19 protein-coding genes are annotated in these 19,581 nt (G+C 59.6%); 8 read left to right on the forward strand and 11 right to left on the reverse strand.

Annotated features, from left to right (window positions below; genetic code table 11):
• Positions 1-37 precede the first annotated feature (37 nt).
• The 5 genes from J7416_RS05285 (at position 38) to infC (ending at position 4,509) form a co-directional block, all read left to right on the forward strand.
• Positions 38-1,702, forward strand: a complete 1,665-nt coding sequence (locus tag J7416_RS05285; protein WP_209223666.1) for a nitrite/sulfite reductase — start codon at positions 38-40, stop codon at positions 1,700-1,702.
• Positions 1,692-2,453: a phosphoadenylyl-sulfate reductase gene (locus tag J7416_RS05290; protein ID WP_209223667.1), complete on the forward strand. Its 762-nt coding sequence runs from the start codon at positions 1,692-1,694 to the stop codon at positions 2,451-2,453. The genes J7416_RS05285 and J7416_RS05290 overlap by 11 nt, the downstream gene beginning before the upstream one ends.
• Positions 2,450-2,857, forward strand: a complete 408-nt coding sequence (locus J7416_RS05295) for a DUF934 domain-containing protein (protein WP_209223668.1) — start codon at positions 2,450-2,452, stop codon at positions 2,855-2,857. Before J7416_RS05290 ends, J7416_RS05295 begins: the two co-directional genes overlap by 4 nt.
• A gap of 108 nt (positions 2,858-2,965) precedes the next feature.
• Complete coding sequence (locus J7416_RS05300; protein ID WP_209223669.1) at positions 2,966-3,799, forward strand: ferredoxin--NADP reductase; 834 nt, start codon at positions 2,966-2,968, stop codon at positions 3,797-3,799.
• A gap of 161 nt (positions 3,800-3,960) precedes the next feature.
• On the forward strand, positions 3,961-4,509 hold the full coding sequence (infC, locus tag J7416_RS05305; protein ID WP_209223830.1) for a translation initiation factor IF-3: 549 nt from the start codon (positions 3,961-3,963) through the stop codon (positions 4,507-4,509).
• Positions 4,510-4,594: 85 nt separating this feature from the next.
• Here the strand turns inward: infC and J7416_RS05310 are convergent, their stop codons facing one another.
• Both J7416_RS05310 and J7416_RS05315 read right to left on the reverse strand, forming a co-directional pair.
• Positions 4,595-5,920: an aspartate aminotransferase family protein gene (locus J7416_RS05310; RefSeq protein WP_209223670.1), complete on the reverse strand. Its 1,326-nt coding sequence runs from the start codon at positions 5,918-5,920 to the stop codon at positions 4,595-4,597.
• A complete protein-coding gene (locus tag J7416_RS05315; protein ID WP_209223671.1) occupies positions 5,917-6,696 on the reverse strand; it encodes a 3-keto-5-aminohexanoate cleavage protein in 780 nt (259 codons plus the stop codon). Before J7416_RS05315 ends, J7416_RS05310 begins: the two co-directional genes overlap by 4 nt.
• An 89-nt stretch (positions 6,697-6,785) precedes the next feature.
• Here J7416_RS05315 and J7416_RS05320 point away from each other — a divergent pair, with 89 nt between their 5' ends.
• Positions 6,786-7,685, forward strand: coding sequence for a MurR/RpiR family transcriptional regulator (locus tag J7416_RS05320; RefSeq protein ID WP_209223672.1), 900 nt, complete (start codon positions 6,786-6,788; stop codon positions 7,683-7,685).
• A gap of 45 nt (positions 7,686-7,730) precedes the next feature.
• Here the strand turns inward: J7416_RS05320 and J7416_RS05325 are convergent, their stop codons facing one another.
• The 5 genes from J7416_RS05325 to J7416_RS05345 all read right to left on the reverse strand — a co-directional run bounded on the left by J7416_RS05325 (position 7,731) and on the right by J7416_RS05345 (position 13,633).
• On the reverse strand, positions 7,731-8,522 hold the full coding sequence (locus J7416_RS05325) for a xanthine dehydrogenase family protein subunit M (protein ID WP_209223673.1): 792 nt from the start codon (positions 8,520-8,522) through the stop codon (positions 7,731-7,733).
• Between the two features lie 94 nt (positions 8,523-8,616).
• Positions 8,617-10,977: a xanthine dehydrogenase family protein molybdopterin-binding subunit gene (locus J7416_RS05330; protein ID WP_209223674.1), complete on the reverse strand. Its 2,361-nt coding sequence runs from the start codon at positions 10,975-10,977 to the stop codon at positions 8,617-8,619.
• Between the two features lie 54 nt (positions 10,978-11,031).
• Positions 11,032-11,517 (reverse strand): (2Fe-2S)-binding protein, encoded by a 486-nt coding sequence (locus J7416_RS05335; RefSeq protein ID WP_209223675.1) that lies wholly within the window; start codon positions 11,515-11,517, stop codon positions 11,032-11,034.
• Positions 11,518-11,666: 149 nt separating this feature from the next.
• Complete coding sequence (locus tag J7416_RS05340) at positions 11,667-12,668, reverse strand: molybdopterin-binding protein (protein ID WP_209223676.1); 1,002 nt, start codon at positions 12,666-12,668, stop codon at positions 11,667-11,669.
• Positions 12,665-13,633, reverse strand: a complete 969-nt coding sequence (locus J7416_RS05345) for an XdhC family protein (protein WP_209223677.1) — start codon at positions 13,631-13,633, stop codon at positions 12,665-12,667. The genes J7416_RS05340 and J7416_RS05345 overlap by 4 nt, the downstream gene beginning before the upstream one ends.
• A 241-nt stretch (positions 13,634-13,874) precedes the next feature.
• Here J7416_RS05345 and J7416_RS05350 point away from each other — a divergent pair, with 241 nt between their 5' ends.
• Positions 13,875-14,375, forward strand: coding sequence for a hypothetical protein (locus tag J7416_RS05350; RefSeq protein WP_209223678.1), 501 nt, complete (start codon positions 13,875-13,877; stop codon positions 14,373-14,375).
• A 3-nt stretch (positions 14,376-14,378) separates the two neighbouring features.
• Here the strand turns inward: J7416_RS05350 and J7416_RS05355 are convergent, their stop codons facing one another.
• The 3 genes from J7416_RS05355 to J7416_RS05365 are packed head-to-tail and all read right to left on the reverse strand — an operon-like array spanning position 14,379 to position 17,090.
• Complete coding sequence (locus J7416_RS05355; protein WP_209223679.1) at positions 14,379-15,635, reverse strand: VWA domain-containing protein; 1,257 nt, start codon at positions 15,633-15,635, stop codon at positions 14,379-14,381.
• Complete coding sequence (locus J7416_RS05360; protein ID WP_209223680.1) at positions 15,628-16,182, reverse strand: hypothetical protein; 555 nt, start codon at positions 16,180-16,182, stop codon at positions 15,628-15,630. Before J7416_RS05360 ends, J7416_RS05355 begins: the two co-directional genes overlap by 8 nt.
• A complete protein-coding gene (locus J7416_RS05365) occupies positions 16,182-17,090 on the reverse strand; it encodes a MoxR family ATPase (RefSeq protein ID WP_209223681.1) in 909 nt (302 codons plus the stop codon). The genes J7416_RS05360 and J7416_RS05365 overlap by 1 nt, the downstream gene beginning before the upstream one ends.
• A gap of 154 nt (positions 17,091-17,244) precedes the next feature.
• Here J7416_RS05365 and pyrC point away from each other — a divergent pair, with 154 nt between their 5' ends.
• A complete protein-coding gene (pyrC, locus tag J7416_RS05370; protein WP_209223682.1) occupies positions 17,245-18,282 on the forward strand; it encodes a dihydroorotase in 1,038 nt (345 codons plus the stop codon).
• On the opposite strand, the gene J7416_RS05375 is transcribed toward pyrC, so the two are convergent.
• Positions 18,279-19,574, reverse strand: a complete 1,296-nt coding sequence (locus J7416_RS05375; RefSeq protein ID WP_209223683.1) for an MmgE/PrpD family protein — start codon at positions 19,572-19,574, stop codon at positions 18,279-18,281. The genes pyrC and J7416_RS05375 overlap by 4 nt on opposite strands.
• Positions 19,575-19,581: the final 7 nt, after the last annotated feature.

The raw sequence follows: 19,581 nt of genomic DNA on the forward strand, positions 1-19,581 counted from the left end.
CCCAAAGTACCGGGGCTGCAACTAAGGACAGCTAGACATGTATCGCTACTCCGAGTTTGACACAGAATTCCTGGCTGAGCGCAACGCACAGTTCCGCGCACAGGTCGAGCGTCGTATCGACGGCTCGCTGACCGAAGACGAATTCAAACCCCTGCGCCTGATGAACGGCCTGTACCTGCAGCTGCACGCCTACATGCTGCGAGTCGCTATCCCCTATGGCACGCTGTCCAGCGCGCAGATGCGTCAACTGGCCCTGCTGGCTGAAAAGTGGGACAAGGGCTATGGCCATTTCACCACACGTCAGAACATCCAGTACAACTGGCCAAAGCTGAACGACGTACCGGATATGCTTGACGCGCTGGCCGAAGTTGGCATGCACGCCATCCAGACCTCGGGTAACACCATCCGAAACGTAACCGCCGACCATTTCGCCGGTGCCGCCGCGGACGAGATCGCCGATCCGCGCCCCTATGCTGAACTGCTGCGCCAGTGGTCCACCGACCACCCGGAATTCCAATTCATGCCGCGTAAGTTCAAGATCGCCATCACCGGATCGGAAAACGACCGCGCCGTGATCAAAGCGCATGACATTGGCCTGCAACTGGTCGAGCGTGACGGCGTTCTGGGTGCCCGCGTTATCGTGGGTGGCGGTCTGGGCCGTACCCCAATGATCGGCAAGGAACTGTCCGAATTCGTCGCCTTCGACGACCTGCTGGCGTATCTAGAAGCCACGATTTCCGTCTGGAACCAAATCGGTCGCCGCGACAACAAGTACAAAGCACGTATCAAGATCACCGTGCATGAGCATGGCATCGACGCGATCCGCGCCAAGGTGAACGAGCGCTTCTTGCAGGTGCGCCCGCAGTTCAAAGGCGCTGACATGGCGTTGCTGGAAGAGATCAAGGGCCACTTTGCTGCGCCGGATTTCCGTCAGGGCTCGGTTGCATCGTTTGAAAGCGCCTACACCAACGATCCGGTTTTCCGTTCGTGGGTCGACACCAATATCGCGCCGCACAAGAACGCGGACCACGCGATCGTCACGATCTCGATCAAGAAGCACGGCCAGACACCGGGTGATGCGACTGCTGAGCAGATGCGCGTAATGGCCGATCTGGCCGAAGAGTTCGCCTATGACGAGCTGCGCATCAGCCACGAGCAGAACGTGATCCTGCCGCATGTCCACAAATCGGACCTGCCCGCGATCCACGCGAAGCTTAAGGAATACGAGCTGGCCACCGCCAATATCGGCCTGATCAGCGACATCATCGCCTGCCCGGGCATGGACTACTGCGCGCTGGCCACGGCCCGCTCGATCCCGGTTGCGCAAGAGATTGCGACCCGCTTCGACGAGCTGAAGCTGGAACATGACATCGGTCACCTGAAGATCAAGATCTCGGGCTGCATCAACGCGTGTGGTCACCACCATGTCGGCCATATCGGCATCCTCGGTCTGGATCGCGCTGGTGTCGAAAACTACCAGATCACTCTGGGTGGTGACGCGACCGAAACGGCCGCCGTTGGCGACCGCACCGGTCCGGGCTTTGCCTATGATGAGATCGTGCCAGCCGTCGAGCGCATCGTGGACACCTATCTGGAACAGCGTGACAGCGCCGAAGAAACGTTCCTGGAAACCTATCGCCGCGTAGGCATGGCACCGTTCAAAGCGGCGCTTTACCCCGAGGCGCAGGCCAATGCCGCTTGACCTGATCCAGACGGAACTGGGCAAAGACCGCGCGGAACTGACCGAACAGGTCGACGCGCTGAACACCCGGTTCCGCCACCACAGCGCCCATGATGTCATGCATGGTGCGTTGGACGAGATCGAAGAGCTTGCTCTGGTCTCTAGTTTCGGGGCGGAATCGGTGGTGTTGCTGCACATGGCCGCTGTGGTCGACAAGTTGACCCCAGTTCTGTTCGTGGACACGCAGATGCTGTTTACTGAGACGCTGGAATACCAGCACGAGGTCAGCGAACGTCTGGGCCTGAAGAACGTCCAGATCATCCGGGCCGAGGATGAGGACGTACAACGCGAAGACCCTTATGGCGCACTGCGCCTGCGCGACACGGATGCCTGCTGCAACCTGCGCAAGACCTTCCCGCTGCAAAAGGCTTTGGCGGGATATGACGGCTGGATCACCGGGCGTAAACGGTTTCAGTCCGGAACCCGCGCCGCGCTCGACTTTTTTGAAGTCGAAGACGGCACTGGCCGGATCAAGGTCAACCCGCTGGCCCACTGGGCGCCCGAAGATGTGCGTGCCTACATGGACGAAAACAACCTGCCCCGGCATCCGCTGGTGGCCAAAGGTTACCCCTCGATCGGCTGTGCGCCCTGCACCTCACCGGTCAAAGAAGGCGAAGACCCCCGCGCCGGACGCTGGCGCGATCAGAACAAAGAAGAATGCGGCATCCATTTTGTCGACGGCAAGATGGTGCGGGCTGGAGAGAAAACATGAACGTAATCGTAACGGATGGGGGTTTTGCCCCCGATGACTGGACCGACGGCTTTGTCACTCTGGAAGACGCGGCAAATGATGTCGTGGCGCTGGACGTCGCGTCGGACACGGACCCGGATGAGCTGATTGATCGTTTGGGCAGCGCCCAGATGGTCCGCGTGGACTTTCCGTCCTCGGCTGATGGTCGCGGATTTACAATCGCCCGCGTCTTGCGGCTGAAAGGCTATACAGGTCGGCTGCGCGCCAAGGGCCACGTTCTGGCCGATCAATACGCCATGGCCCGCCGCAGCGGATTTGACGAGGTCGAGATCGACAACGCGCTGGCCACCCGCCAGCCCGAAGATCAGTGGCTTGCCCGTTCCGATTGGCAGAACCACAACTATCAGGCCCGCCTGCGCGGCTAAGACCGACAATCGCCAGCTTGTGACTTGAAAGGGGCATTAAGCCCCTTTTCCTGACTTGGATCAAAGATTAAACGGAGATGTCGGTTTACCCAGCCGACAGTGACAACGATGACAGAGATGAAGCCCGTGACCGAAGCAACCGCCGTTAAGGCCCCCGTCCTTCCGGACGCCCAGACAGTAACAGATGTCAAACACTGGACCGACAGCCTGTTCTCCTTCAAGGTGTCGCGCCCCGCGTCCTTGCGGTTCCGCTCGGGTGAGTTCGTGATGATCGGTCTGCTGGGCGACAACGGCAAGCCGTTGCTGCGCGCCTATTCGATCGCTTCGCCTTCGTGGGACGAAGAGCTGGAGTTCTACTCGATCAAGGTGCAGGACGGCCCGCTGACCTCGAAGCTGCAGCACATCCAACCGGGTGATCAGATCATCCTGCGGCCCAAACCCGTTGGCACGCTGGTCCACGATGCCCTGCTGCCCGGCAAGCGCTTGTGGTTCTTTGCCACCGGCACCGGTTTCGCGCCCTTCGCGTCGCTGCTGCGTGAACCGCAGACCTACGAGGATTATGACGAGGTCATCATCACCCATACCTGCCGCGAAGTGGCCGAGCTGGAGTATGGCCGTCAGCTGATTGAAAGCATCCGCCAGGACGAATTGCTGGCCGAATTGATGGGCGAAGGTTTCGCGGACAAAATCCGCTATTACCCAACCACCACACGGGAAGAGAGCCCCAAGATGGGCCGCATCACCAACCTGCTGAAAGACGGCACCGTATTTGCCGATCTGGGTATCGAAGGCGGGATCAACCCGGACACTGACCGCGCCATGGTTTGTGGTTCGCTGGCGTTCAACCTGGACATCAAAGAGATTCTGGAAGAGTTCGGTCTGCGCGAAGGCGCAAACTCTGAACCTAAGGAATTCGTCATCGAAAAAGCCTTTGTTGGTTAATCCAACACGCCGGTTCCGGGATGATTTGCCCCGGAACCCACAAAAACCTCTGACAAAACCCGGAATTTTCACGTTGGCTGTTGTTTATGCCGCTTGAAACGGCGTGCAGGCCAGTCTAGATTTCGGGCTCGAATTTCTGCAATCATCAAAGGAATGAACCCATAGCTCGCAGACCTCACAACGCGCCGCCGCAGAGAGACACCGGCCCCCGCGTCAATGATAAGATCCGTGCCCCCGAAATTCGCCTGATTGGCGCCGAAGGCGAAAACGTCGGGGTGGTTCATCCCGCAAAAGCCATGCAGATGGCCGCAGATGTCGGACTTGATCTGGTCGAGATTTCGCCCAACGCGAACCCGCCGGTCTGCAAGATCATGGACTTTGGCAAGTTCAAATATGAGCAGCAGAAGCGCGAAAGCGAAGCCCGCAAAAAACAAAAGATCATCGAGGTGAAAGAGGTCAAATTCCGGCCCAACACCGACACGCATGACTATGACGTCAAGATGCGGAACGTGTTCAAATTTCTTGAAAACGGCGACAAGGTCAAAGTTACTTTGCGTTTCCGCGGTCGTGAGATGGCACACCAGAATCTCGGGCGCGAGCTGTTGGAGCGTGTCGCCGAAGACATCAAGGATTTGGGCAAGATCGAAAACATGCCCAAAATGGAAGGCCGTCAGATGATCATGATGATCGGCCCGCTGCCGCAGAAATAAGCCCCGCGCTTTTCGATTTTGGAACCCTGTCAGAGACCTCTCTGACAGGGTTTTTTTCGTGCGATTAACGGAGCTGGGAAACCCGTCACGCCGGGATCGACGCAGCAAATGCTCGGTTCAGCTTTCCGACCAGTTCGTCAATCTGCTTGTCTTCGATGATGAATGGCGGGGCCAACAGAACGTGATCCCCCAGCCGCCCGTCCCGGGTGCCAGACATGGGATAGCAAATCAGCCCTTCGGCCAGTGCAGCCTTTTTGATCTTGCCTGCAACGCCATGCGACGGGTCAAATGGCGTTTTCGTTTCACGGTCTGCGACCAGCTCTACCCCGCGAAACAATCCCCGGCCTCGGATATCGCCGACACTTGGGTGTTGGCCAAACTCGGCCTGCAGCGCGGCTTGCAGCCTATCCCCCATGATACCCGCCCGCGCGGGCAGTTCGCGCGTTGTCAGTTCGGTAACCACAGCCAAGGCCGCGGCCGTTGCGACCGGGTGGCCGATATAGGTGTGACCATGCTGAAAGAATCCCGACCCGTCGCGGATCGCGTCGTAGATTTTACCGGTGCACATCATCGCCCCGATCGGCTGGTACCCGGCCCCCAAGCCTTTGGCGATACACAGGATATCCGGCGCAACTCCGTCATGATCGCAGGCAAACAGATGCCCTGTCCGCCCCATGCCGCACATCACTTCGTCCAATATCAACAAGACGCCATACTGATCACAGATCTCGCGGATACGTTTGTAGTACCCTTCAACGGCTGGCACCGCGCCCAGGGTTGCCCCGACAACCGGCTCTGCCATGAAGGCCATAACCGTCTCGGGGCCCAGGCGCAGAATCTCGGTCTCCAATTCGTTGGCGACGCGCTGGCCATAGTCAAAGCTGCTCTCACCATCGGGCTTTTCGGCATATTCGTAACACGGCGCGATATGCGTCATCTCAATCAGCATGGGTGCAAACTGAGCCCGCCGCCATTCATTACCACCTGCCGACAAAGCACCAAGGGTATTGCCATGGTAACTCTGCCGCCGCGCAATCACCCGGCGACGCTCGGGCTGTCCGATTTCCAGAAAGTACTGCCGGGCCAACTTCATCGCAGCCTCGGTCGCCTCGGACCCGCCGGAAACGAAATACACACGATCCAGATCACCCGGCGCATGCTTGACCAGCAGGTCCGCCAAGGCTTCGGCCGGTTCCGACGTCATGAAACCGGTATGAGCAAAGGCGATCTGTTCAACCTGATCCTGCACGGCCTTGATCACCGCAGGGTTCGAATGGCCCAGGCATGACACCGCCGCGTCACCGCAATCCAGGTAACGCCGACCTTGATTGTCGATCAGGTAGCAGCCGTCACCCCCGACAGCGACCGGCAGTTCCGATTTGGTGTGACGTGGAAAAACATGACTACTCATTCATGCGCTCCTTTCAAAGCCGCGACCAGCGCCGCTACCGACGCTCCATTGTCTGCCCAAGTATTTCCGTCCCCGTCGGTCAAACTGTTTTCGAACCCGACCCGAACGTCTCCTCCGCGTTTGGCCGCCGCCAACAGGCAAGCATGTTCCTGCCGCCCAAAAGCGCAGACCATCCATTGCGAGGGGTCTTGCGGAAACTTGTCCAGATCCTCTGGCGCGGATTGTTGGCCTGCGCTGTATCGCCCCAAAACCAACAACCGGTCTGTTTGCTCGCTGCGCACGATCCCTCGCGCCTGCCAGTCCGCCAGCAGGGCTGCGTCTTCACGGTCGTAAAGGATGTGCTGAACACGTGTTCCCTGATCCTCGCACAAACCGTACAAAGTGCCGGCAAGCTGGGGTGCACGGGCAACCTCTCGCACCGAGATCGAGGCCCATTCCGGCTGCACCGTCCGCAAACAATCCAATTGCGCGGCCACATCAAAGACACCGGCTGCTTCGGTTGTTATCTGGACTTGCAAATCCGGTACTGCGCGCCGCAGCTCGGCCATGGTTTCCATATAACGCCCTGGATCCAACGTGTGCTGTCCCCGGTCATCGCGTACGTGAAGATGAATGCCATTCGCACCTGCCCGACAGCAATCCTTTGCAGTGGCAACGATTTGGTCCAAGCCAACCGGTAATTCCGCGTGATCCCCTAGTCCACGGCGCGCGCCGTTCGGGGCGACAAGCACATAAGGCCCTGGCGCTGTTTGAGTATCGGACGCAGGTTCAGACATTAGACCATCCTTAGCAACTTGCCCCTCAGTTATCCGTCCAGAGCATGTTTTCAATTTGCAATCTTCATAACATTTGTTTTTCTGGAAGAATGACTCAATCTCTCAACCAGCTTATCGACTCCCTGCGGCACCAGATTGACGATCTGCCACCCGGTTTGCAGGCAGCTGCAAAGTACATCCTCGACCACCCCGCGGACTTCGGACTGGACCCAATCCGCGAAACATCCGCCAAGATCGGCGTCAGCTCGAACGTACTGGTGCGCCTGGCCCATCGCATGGGGTTCGACGGGTTCGAGGCCCTCCGCGCCCCGTTCCGCACCGCCCTAGTGACCGACCGCGAAGACCATATGGGGCAATCCTGGCTCAGCGATCTGCATGACGGCGATACCTTCAGCGCGGCTCAGGCCCAATTCGCTCAGAACGCGCAAAACGTGGTCATGCGGTCCCTGCGGCTCATGCACCCGGCCAAAGTCAAACAAGCGGTTGAGATCATGACACGCTCTGACAGGTGTTTTGTTACGGCCACGCGTGCAAGCTATGCTTTGTCGTACTACTTTTCTTACGCGGGTCGAATGGCGCACCCCGGCCTGCGCCTTGTCCCGCGCCATATGGGTTCCGCGACCGATGACCTGTTGGACGCCACCCACTCTGACTGCCTGATCGCGATCACAGTCAGCCCCTATTCGTCCGATACCATCCAGTCCATGCGATTGGCCCGGCGCAAATCCATGCCGATCATCCTGATCGCCGACAGCGAGGTGGTCGCCCCCGGCATTGAACCGGATGTTGTCTTTCCAATCAGCACCCGTTCGCTTCATCATTTTGCAAGCTACGCCGGGGCAATGGTTGTTTTGGAATGCCTTCTGGGCCACTTGTTCAAAGCTGGCGGAGACGCCGCGCGCGAACGCGTCGACGCGTACCAAAAGTCCCGAGAGGACACGGGTGCTTATTGGCGGCCGTCCCAGCCCCCCAGAATCAGGCGCACATAGAAAAGCCCCGGCGATGACACCGGGGCTTCTCGGATTGTTTGGCTTTTACATACAGGCTTCGATGGCCCGCTTGGTCATGACGCTTACCAGATGCGCGCGGTACGCTTTGCTGCCATGCAGGTCAGCGATCATATTGGCCGGGTTGATGCTCAGCCCTGTCAGCGCATCCGCGCGGAACTCCTTGTTCAAGGCTTCTTCCGCTTCGGACCACCGGAACACTCCATCTTCGCTGGCCCCGGTCACGGCAACGCGTACCCCATCGGCAAACCGCGCCAGATAGACACCGACAAGCGCAAAGCGGGACGCGGGCTGCAGGAACTTCTGATAGCTTGCAGCCTGCGGTACCGGGAAGCGGACAGAGGTGATGATCTCGCCCTCGTCCAGAGCTGTTGAGAACATCCCCTCAAAGAATTCTTCTGCCGCAATCTGACGGGTATTGGTAATGATCGTCGCGCCGGATCCCAGCGCACCGGCCGGGTAACAGGCCGCCGGGTCGTTGTTCGCCAGCGACCCGCCGATCGTGCCGCGGTTACGGACCGCAGGATCACCAATCTGCCCCGCCAGCGCCGCCAAGGCGGGATAGCTGCTGGCAGCCTCGCGCGCGACCACCGCATGCGGGGTTGCTCCGCCAATGGCCACAGACCCGTCGTCCTCAATGCAAACGCCCTGCATCTCGGCAATCCCGCTCAGCGACACCAAGGACGAAGGCGCCGCCAGCCGTTGCTTCAGCGTCGGGATCAGCGTTTGCCCACCCCCCAACGCCTGCGCGTCCTCAGACCCCAATGCGGCTGCGGCATCAGCAATGGTCGAGGGTTTTTCAAACTCGAAATTGTACATTTCGTCTTCCTTTCCGAAAGGCGCGGATCCGCCCTTCATCTGGCTATAAATATCCCGGGGAGCGCGAGGGGCTGGCCCCTCGCACCCCAACCTCTCAGCTGTTCATCGCCGCCCAGACGCGCGACGGGCTCACTGGCATATCGATATGATCGACCGCCTTGCCGCCCGAGTTCAACGCATCCAGAACCGCGTTGACCACAGCAGGCGGCGAGCCAATCGCACCAGCCTCACCACAGCCTTTCACACCCAGCGGGTTATGCGTACAGGGCGTCTGGCTCGAATGATCGACACCGTAGAACGGAACATCATCGGCACGCGGCATCGCATAGTCCATGAAGGACGCGCTCAAAAGTTGGCCGTTCTCGTCATAGGCGCAGTTCTCAAGCAATGCCTGACCGATACCCTGACCGATACCGCCATGCACCTGACCGTCCACGATCATCGGGTTGACGATGTTGCCAAAGTCGTCCGCTGCCGTGAATTTTTCGATGCTGACCTGACCGGTTTCAGGATCAAGCTCGACTTCACAGGCATAGGCACCGGCCGGGAAGGTAAAGTTGGCGGGATCATAAAACGCCGTCTCCTCCAGCCCCGGCTCAACTTCCAAAGGATAGTTGTGCGGGACATAGGCCGTCAGGGTCACATCGCCCCAAGCCACCGATTTGTCGGTGCCAGCAACGCTGAACTGACCGTCCTTGAGTTCGATATCCGCCTCGGACGCCTCCAACAGATGCGCTGCAATCCGCTTGGCCTTTTCGATCACTTTCTCGGTCGCCTTGACCATGGCCGAGCCACAGACCGCGAGCGAGCGCGAGCCATAAGTGCCCATGCCAAACGGGATCTTCGAGGTGTCTCCGTGCACGATCTCGACCATCGACTCGTCGATGCCGATCATGTCAGCGACAACCTGCGGGAAGGCGGTCTCATGTCCCTGCCCGTGACTGTGCGCACCAACCATAACGCTGATCGAACCGGTGGCATTCACCCGTACGGTCGCCGCATCATAGAGACCCGCGCGGGCCCCCAGCATACCAACGATGTTCGAAGGCGCGATGCCGCAGGCCTCAATATAGCAGTTGATGCCCAGACCGCGCAGCTTGCCATTGGCCTCGCTCTCGGACCTGCGCGCGGCAAAGCCCGCCAGATCAGCAGCCGCCTCAAGCTTGTCCATAGTGCCGTTGTAGTCCCCGGTGTCATAGGTCAACGCAACCGGCGTGTCATAGGGGAACTGGGTGACAAAGTTCTGACGCCGCAGCGCAATCGGATCAACACCCAGCTCGCGCGCAGCTTTGTCCACGACGCGTTCAAGTTGATAAGTCGCCTCGGGCCGACCAGCACCGCGATACGCGTCAACCGGCACGGTGTTGGTAAACATCGCCTTAACGTTCACCTGAATGACCGGCGTCTTGTAGTTGCCCGCCATCAAAGTGCCGTGCAGCCAAGTCGGAACCGAGCTGGAGAATGTCGACAGATATGCGCCCAAGTTGGCGTAAGTATCGGTACGCAGACCGATGAAGTTGTTATCTGCATCCAGCGCCAGCTCAATCGTGCTAACGTGATCGCGACCTTGCGCGTCCGACATGAACGCCTCAGACCGGCTGGCGGTCCACTTGACCGGACGGTTGCAGGCTTTGGCCGCAAAGGTGCAGAACGCCTCTTCGGCATAGTGGAAGATTTTGGTGCCAAAACCGCCACCCACATCCGGGGCCACCACGCGCACCTTGTGTTCCGGCAGTCCCAGAACAAATGCACACATCAGCAGCCGGATTACATGCGGGTTCTGCGATGTGGTGTAGAGCGTGTATTCCTCGGTTCCACGGCTATACTCGGCCACGGCCACACGCGGTTCCATCGGGTTGGCGACCAGACGGTTGTTAACCAGATCCAGCGTCGTCACATGGGCCGCATTGGCAAAAACCTCGTTGACCTTCGCGTCGTCGGTTTCGCCCAACTGCCAGTCGTAGCAGATGTTATTCTTCAGATCGTCATGGACGAGCGTTGCCCCCTCTTGGGCAGCGGCTTTCATGTCCAAAACGGCGGGCAGTTCCTCGATATCGAGGTCGATCGCCTCGGCCGCGTCACGCGCCTGTTCCAGACTGTCGGCCACGACGGCTGCAATCGGGTCACCCACATGGCGGACCTTGCCCTGCGCCAGAATTGGGTGCGGCGGCTCTTGCATGGGTGCGCCATGCTTGTCCGTGACTTCCCAGCCGCAGGGAATTCCGCCCACGCCCTCAAAGTCTTTACCGGTGAAAACCTTGACTACGCCGGGCATGGCTTCAGCTGCCGAGGTGTCGATGTTTTTGATCCGGCCATGCGCGATGTCGGACCGCAGGAAATGCACATAGGCCTGGCCATGCACGTTGATGTCGTCGGTGTAATTGCCTGCTCCGGTCAGAAAGCGTACGTCCTCACGCCGCTTGGAACTGGCTCCGATGCCACTGTCTTTGGGCATTGCTTGTTCTCCTCCCTGGAAAGGAATTTTCGTCGAAAATTCTCAGTCTCTGCCTTACTCGGCAGCGATGTGACCTACGTCCTGGCCCGATGCGGCCATGATCGCCTTGACGATATTGTGGTATCCGGTGCAACGGCACAGGTTGCCCTCCAGATACTTGCGTATCTCACTTTCGGTCGGGCGCGGATTCTCTTTCAGCAAGGCTGCCGCACTCATGACCATTCCGGGCGTACAGAACCCGCACTGCAGGCCATGATGATCCTGAAATGCCTGCTGGATCACGTTCAACGAGCCGTCCTGATTGGCTTGCCCTTCGATGGTGCCTACATCAGCGCCATCCGCCTCAAGCGCCAGCATGTTGCAGGATTTCACCGCTTCACCGTTCACATGCACAACGCAGGCACCGCATTGCGCGGTATCGCAGCCTACATGGGTTCCGGTCAGCGACAGGTGGTCACGCAGGAAACTGGACAGCAGTGTCCGGCCCTCGACATCACCGCTCACGGATTTCCCGTTCACGGTCATTGAGACCTGTGTCATATTTTCCTCCCAATATGAAATCTCCCGTCCCGAGTTAAACACGGGAAAAATTGTTTGAGAACAAAAATATTTAGCCCCTGTATCCGACGTTCGTAGGGGTCGCCTTTGGCGATAAATCCACCTAGGCCTTTCGGAAACAGACGATCGGGTTACGCTTTCCGCCCGGCTCGCGGCTGCGGTCGTGTGGGAATTTCCTTAAGCAGCCCACCGACCCCCATACCCGCGATATCGGCCCCGGTCGTTTCCACCCCACACGCCACGCGGGACAGAACCCAATCCGCGCCGTTCAGCGCCGGAGAGCGCGCGCAGCCCGGCAGGCCGATCACCGGGCGCCGTTCAAGCGCGCCGATAAACAGCAGGTTACCGGGATCGACCGGCATGCCAAAGCGATCCACCTTACCGCCTGCTGCGCGCACGGCCTGAGGTGCGACGTCGAACACATCCGACGTGGCCGACCCGGTCAGGATCATCACAATGTCACCCGATGCCTCCGAAATAGCCTGCGCCAAGGGCTCGGGTTTGTGCGGCACGATTTGTACCTCATCTAACGCGAGCCCCAGCGCCTCGACCCGGCCGCGAATGGCTGCGATGCCCTTTTCGTTGGACGGACCGCCCGGAATATCCGTCACGATCAACCCGGCGGTCTTGTGGACCGGGGCCGCAAGACGAATGGACGCATGCGCCAGACTTGCGGCCTTCAACACATCTTCGCGCGGAACGGCGTAAGAGATCACCTTGATCGTGGCGACCATTCCCCCCGGTCCCATCTGTTGATATTGCGGTACCGTCGCGACGGTGATCATCGGGTTTACGCAATTGAACGCCTGCAACGCATCGGCATCCAGGTCCACGACACCGGGACCGTCCGCCAACAGGTTCACACGCCCGGTAAATGGCTGCGTCACGCGCAAACCCACAGCTTGCGGGTCCGGTGTAAGGGCTGCAGCCAAAAGCTCGGCGGCCTCATCCTCGTGGCAATCTCCAGGTTCCAGCCGCGCTACCGTGACTTCGTCATACCCGGCGTCGGCAAGCTGATTGCAATGGTCTGCAGTCAAGACCAGGCCTTTGCGCAGCTTGGCATCCTGCACTTTCACCGAATGCGCCAGGATTGCACCAGCGGCCTCGGCAGTGGGAACGGGACCAAACTTCACGCTTTGCCCCTCAGCACAGCTGTCATTTGGGCAAGTATGGCGACCGCAATCTCGGATGGGCCCGCTGCGCCAATATCCAAGCCTATAGGACCATGGATCTGAGCGATCTCGGCTTCTGAAAACCCGGCTTCGGTCAACCGCGCCACACGTTTCGCGTGGGTCCGCGTGGACCCCAGCGCCCCGATATAGAATACGCCAGCGCGCAAGGCAGCCTCCAACGCCGGATCATCCAGCTTGGGATCGTGGGTCAAAAGAACTACGGCGGTCCGCGTATCCATGCCCAGTTTGGCAACGGCCTCGTCCGGCCAGTCGGTCAGGATCGTCTCACCGGGAAAGCGCGCGCTCGAGGCGAAGGCGTCGCGCGGATCGATGATAGCGGGATCATACCCGGCAATTCGCGCCATCGGCACCAGTGCCTGAGCGATATGGACGGCCCCTACAATGATCAACCGCAACGGAGGGTTATGGACGGCAACAAATGTCTGCCCGTCATCTTCAAAACCGGACCAGTCCATACGCATTCGGTTAGCATAGGCATTGCGACGCAGCGCCCTTTGGCCGGTTTCAACGTTTACCTCATAGGCAACAGGCTCGCGCCGGGCGCGGGCCGCAACCAGATCACGCAACATGGGTTCTGGAAGCACAGATCCGATGGGCTCCACCAGAACGCGGATCGTACCGCCGCAGGCCAGCCCGACGGCAAAGGCGTCCTCGTCACTGACACCGAATTCCAGCAACCGCGCCTCGCCCTCGTCTATTGCTTCATGCGCCTCGACGATGACTGCACCCTCAACGCAGCCGCCAGAGACCGATCCCTCAATCCGGCCATCGCCAGCGATCACCAACTGGGCGCCTACGCGGCGCGGCGCGCTGCCCCAGGTTTCAACAACCGTGGCCAGTGCGGTTGGATGGCCCTCGGCATGCCAATTCAGGGCTGTCTCAGGGCTGTTGTCGAATCTGTCCATTGCACCCTCCCGGCGTGTTCAGGTCCAACATAGGCAGGTTTGGCGCAATGAAAAGTAAGCCTAAAGGCGAACATCCTGTATTTCGCCATCACTGAGCCCTGGGCCAGCATCGGCGTATACAAGCCCAGATCGGCACGCTACCGACAAATCATTGATTGCGCCGAACCCAGATTCTAGCCTACACGAGCAATTGCTGCATTCCAGTATGCGCATATTAATTTTTCACAACGGAGACAGAGAGTTGAAACGTATTCTTACACTCGGACTGGCGCTTGGCCTGTTTACTTCTACCGTCGCAACTGCAGACACTTATCTGCGCTACGGCGAGGTTGAGGGCTGGAAAGTATTCATCGACCAGGACAAGAAAACCTGCCTGATCGAAGCCGTTGATGACTCGGAAAACGTGGTCCAGATGGGCCTGACCGAAGACCGCGGCGTCGGCTATGTGGGCGTGTTCACCAAAGCTGAGACCGACATCAAGCGCGGTGAGAAAGAAGCCGTAGCGATCTTGCTGGGCGAAAACCTTTACGTGGGCGAAGCGACCGGCATGCGCGGCAATATCACCAAAGGATATTCGGGCGGGTATGTTCTGTCAGATGATCCGCAGTTCGCGGATGACATCGCCAAGCAAAAGGTCATGGTCGTGTTCCCGGAAAAGGAATTCGCCTTCACCGTTGATTTGACCGGTACCTACAAGGCCATGGAAATGGCGCGGAAGTGCAACGAAGATCAGCTGAGCTGACCTTCAGTTGGAAAGCGCGGTCATCAGCCGCGCTTTCTCACCCACATCGTCGGGCTTCGAGATAACAGCGGCCAGATCTTCGAGCGAGGCAATCGAGTGGCCCGCCCTGAAACTGTCCACATGGGGCAGCATGGCCGCCACACCTTGGGCCTTGGGCGCGAAGCCATCCCACCGGAGCAATGGGTTGAGCCAGATCAGCCGGCGTGCCGAAAGGTGAAGGCGCTCCATCTCTTTTCCCAACGCTTGGGGGTCGCCCCGGTCCAGCCCGTCCGAGATCAGCAGGACGACCGCGCCCTGCCCCATAACGCGCCGCGACCAGTCCCGATTGAAGGCATGAAGGCACTCGCCGATCCGCGTGCCGCCTTCCCAATCCTGCGCCTCTGCCCCGGCTGCGGCCAACGCCGCGTCCACATCGCGTTGCTGCAGGTGGCGGGTGATGTTGGTAAGGCGCGTGCCAAAGGTGAACGCGTGCACCCTGGCCCAGCCTGCCCCCTTGGCGTTTGACACGGCATGCAGGAAGTGCAGGACAATCCGACTGTACTGGCTCATCGAGCCCGAGATATCGCAAAGCACGACCAGGTTCGGCCAGCGGTGCTTGGGCTTTTGGTGCATGATTTCATGCAGCTCTCCACCCTGTCGCATGGCAGCGCGCAGAGTTCTGGCCCGGTCGATGCGATGCCCCAGATGGCTGGCTTGTCCGCGCCGGGATTCGATAGGCTTCACCGGCAGCGTCAACCGCGCAAGCATACGCTTGGCTTGCGCGATCTCGGCTGTGCTCATCTGCTCAAAATCCAGGCTCCGCAATCGTTCCTCGGACGAAGCCGTTTGCGAGGCGTCGATTTCAAGCTCACTCTCTTCTTCTTGCTCTGCAACGTCTGGCAAGTCCTGTTCGACACCGTCCAACAACGCTTCGGCCGCGCGTTTTTCGGCTGCGTCCGCCTTGCGTTCTTCCTGAACGCCGCGAATAGCAGGCAGCATCATGGACATCATGTGTTCAAGATAACGGGGGTCGCGCCAATACAGACGAAAGACCTGGGCGAACACGGTTCGATGTTCCGGGCGGTGCACAAAACAGGCGTGCAGCGTCCAGTAGAAATCCTGTTTTTCGGTAAATCCTGCGGCCTGCACGGCGCGAATGGCGTCAACAACTCGGCCCGTCCCAATGGGCAACCCCGCCTTGCGCAACGCGCGTGCAAAATGGGTAATGTTCTGCGCCAGTTTTGGACTTTCCGGAATGTCCAATGGTATCTGCTCAACCAAGATGCGATCCCCCGTTCAGGGCATCGGCAATGGCGCGCGCAGCCTCTTTCGGAGTGCGCTTGTCGACAGATATTTCGATCACCCCATCAAGACGCAGCAAAGTCAGATCGCGACGGAAATTCATCAGAACGTCTGGCTCCATCAGTTTTCCGCGCCCCTGCCGCTCTGGATCACAAAGACGCCTCAGGTTTTCCTGCTCGCTTAGTTGAAGCATGAAGGGCTGTAACCGACCGCCGCGCTTGCGCGCAAATTCCAGTGTCGGCGCGATCAGTTCACGGTCGGCCGAGCTTTCTTCCAGCGCATCTGTGAAGATCACCGGAATGTCGGGCCCCAATGTCAACGCCGCTTCATAAATCGCGGCTCGCACCTCTCGCCGCAGAACGGCATGTCTTGGATCGGATCGTACGAACAAAGCGCTCGCGGGGTTCAACATCAGGTGGTTGTCAATCAGCCGTCCGCCGATCATGTCGGCCAGCGCGATCCCAATTGTCCGCTTGCCGGACCCTGGCCATCCAACGATATGGATCGTCAGCGGTTCGTCGACCATCAGGCCGGTTCCAACGACGCTTTGGCCTGATCCAGTATCCGTTTTGCCTCGGACCCCTGCAGTTTCTGTATGTCGTCCTGGTATTTCAGGATTGCGCCCAGAGTATCCCCGATCACCTCAGGGCTCAGGTTGATGACGTCCAAAGCCAGCAGGCATTTGGCCCAGTCGATGGTTTCTGCCACGCCCGGCTTCTTGAACAGATCCTCGGTGCGCAGATGCTGCACGAAGGCGACGATCTCGCGGCTCAGCGCGTCGGCCGCTTCTGGGGCACGAGCGTGCAGGATTTCGATCTCGCGGTCGAAATCGGGATAGTCGACCCAATGGTACAAGCAACGCCGTTTCAACGCGTCATGCACCTCGCGCGTGCGGTTTGAAGTGACGATAACGATGGGCGGTTCCGGGGCTTTCACGGTGCCCAGCTCTGGGATCGTCACCTGAAAATCGCTGAGCGCCTCAAGCAGGAAAGCCTCGAACGGTTCATCCGTGCGATCCAGTTCGTCGATCAACAGAACCGGCGCGCCGTTTTCATCCGGGCGCATCGCCTGCAGCAGCGGGCGTTCGATCAGGTATTCATCCGAAAACAGCTCGGACTGCAAGGCGTCGCGATCTGCACCGCCCGAGGCCTCGGCCGTACGGATGGCGACCATTTGCGCCGGAAAGTTCCATTCATAGACAGCGGAAGACGCATCCAAACCTTCGTAGCACTGCAACCGGATCAGGCGACGGTTCAGACCGGCGGCCAGCGCTTTGGCAATCTCGGTCTTGCCCACGCCAGCCTCACCTTCCAGAAACAATGGTCGGCCCAGTTTCAGCGACAGGAACACCACTGTCGCCAGCGCCCGCCCACAGACATAACCTTGTTCGCCAAGCATGGATTGGACGGCGTCGATGGATTCTGGCTGTGTCATGTTCTGGTCTCTCCCTTGGCACAACAGGTCACGACCATGCCCGCGCGTCAAGGCCGTGTCCTTTCCGGGACTTACGACGATCGGATGAGTTGACAAGGTCTGTGACCCCACACGGGGTCTTTCGCCACCGGGTCTGCTGTGCTAGCGGAAAGCCATGACCGATACCCTCACGATCCGCCGCCCCGACGACTGGCATCTGCACCTGCGCGATGGCGCCATGCTGCAGGCCGTCCTTCCCGAAACCGCGCGCCATTTTGGACGTGCGATCATCATGCCGAACCTCGTGCCGCCCGTTGTGCGCGGCGATCAGGCCGCCGCCTATCGCGACCGTATTCTGGCCGCGCTGCCCGAGGACATGACGTTCGAGCCCCTGATGACCCTGTACCTGACCGAGGATACCGATCCCGACGACATGGCAGCGGCCCATGCAAGTGGTCTGGTCAAAGCGGTCAAACTTTACCCGGCGGGTGCGACAACGAACTCGGCCTCAGGCGTTCGCGATTTCGACAAGGTACGCCCGGTGCTGGAAAAAATGGCCGAAATTGGCCTGCCGATGTGCGTACATGGTGAGGTCACGGATGCCGAGATCGACATCTTTGACCGTGAGGCCGTGTTCATCGACCGCGTGCTGGATCCGATCCGCCGGGCAACACCCGGCCTGCGCGTGGTGATGGAGCATATCACCACCTCCAACGGCGTCGATTACGTCAAAGCCAATGACGCCGACCTTGGCGCGACGATCACGGCGCACCATCTGATCATCAACCGCAACCACATTCTGGTGGGCGGGATCAAACCGCACTACTACTGCTTGCCCGTCGCCAAACGCGAGGAACACCGGCTGGCGCTTCTGGCCGCTGCGACCTCGGGCGATGCGCGGTATTTCCTGGGCACCGACAGCGCGCCGCACACGGATGACAACAAAGAAATGGCTTGCGGGTGTGCTGGTTGCTTTACCGCGACCAACACCATGTCGCTGGTGGCCGAGATGTTCGACCGCGAAGGCGCACTGGACAAGTTGGAAGGGTTTGTGTCGCTGAACGGACCGGGGTTCTATCGCCTGCCGGTCAACGATGAGACCATCACTTTGACAAAGGGCGAACCCGTCACTTATCCCGACAAGATCGAATCCGGCGATGGCCCGGTGACGGTTTTTGACCCGGGCTTCCCACTTCACTGGCGCGTGGTTTAACGCGCCAGCATCTTTGACAAATCGCGGGCGCGGCCTCCGGTGCGCAGCATTGACCAGATCGCGTCCGCCGCATCATTCCCGATCAGCTTGGCGGCCTTGCCACGGACGCGGTCTTCGCGTTCCGACAATGTCATCGGGGCCAGCAGATCATGGGTGGCCTCCAGTCGCGCGCCGTCGCGGCGCAATAGGGTAAGATGCGCCTGCGTTTCTGACAGGGTTTCGTCGGCCTCGACCGAGACCCGGTCCCGCAGGGATTTCAACCGCGGATCAGCACAGACTTTTTCCATATAGCTGGCGGGCAAGGCCGTGTCGTACCCAAGCGCCTGCATGGCAATCACCGTGCGATATGAGAATTTGGCACCCAGCCCGGTTGTCGGCGACATCTGGTTGCAAACGCTCATCCAGCGTGGATGGGTCTTGACCTTGATCTCCGCCACCTCGGGCTCGGCAATGTCCAGATCCCGTGCTGCTTCAAGCGCGGCATGCAGACCATGACAGCAGGCATGAAACTTGTGACTGACACTTTCGAACAGCCAGTCCTCGCCCAGACCGTCCAGTGCCGCCACCGCGTCCGCCTGCCCATTATGTGTGGCGCCAAAACCGTAGGTTCCTTCCAGCGCGTCTGCGTTCGGATCAAACCCTCCTGCCACAAGCAGCGCCGCCTCGACCCCGGCCGAGGCCGCCATACCTGCGTTGTATGGTTTGCCCATCGTCCCAAACTGCGCCTTCAACCCGGCGGCGCGCGTCGCGGTCAGGCCCAGAACTTTTTGCATCTGCACCGCATCAAAACCCAGAATGCGCCCCGCAGCCACAGCCGCACCAAATGCCCCGGATGTTGCAGTCTGATGAAAACCCGCTTGATAATGGTCGCGCCCAAGCCAAAGACCGATGCGAATAGATGTCTCCATCCCGACCAAAGCGGCCTCAAGGAAATCGACCAGTATGCGATCATCCCATTCACTTGCCGCCAACGCAGCAGGCAGTACAGCAACTGAGGGATGGCCGATATGGGCGAAGTGCGTGTCGTCGTAATCCAACGCATGTGAGACCGTGCCGTTCACCAAAGCAGCCCCGCGCAAGGGCGCGGCACCTCCACCGAACAACTGCGCCTGTTCTGCACCAGTTTCGCCCAGGATCAGATCACGCACGGCACGCGACACAGGCTCGCCCACGCCTGCGCGCCCCACGGATATCCAGTCCAACACGGAGAGAGATGTGACAACCCGCGTCTGCAAGGTCGTCGTGATAGGGCCTGCCGCAAAAGCAGCCAGAGAAGCAGTAAATCCGGTCATGGGCGCA

This window comes from Ruegeria sp. R14_0 (genome assembly GCF_017743975.1).
Lineage (GTDB): Bacteria > Pseudomonadota > Alphaproteobacteria > Rhodobacterales > Rhodobacteraceae > Ruegeria.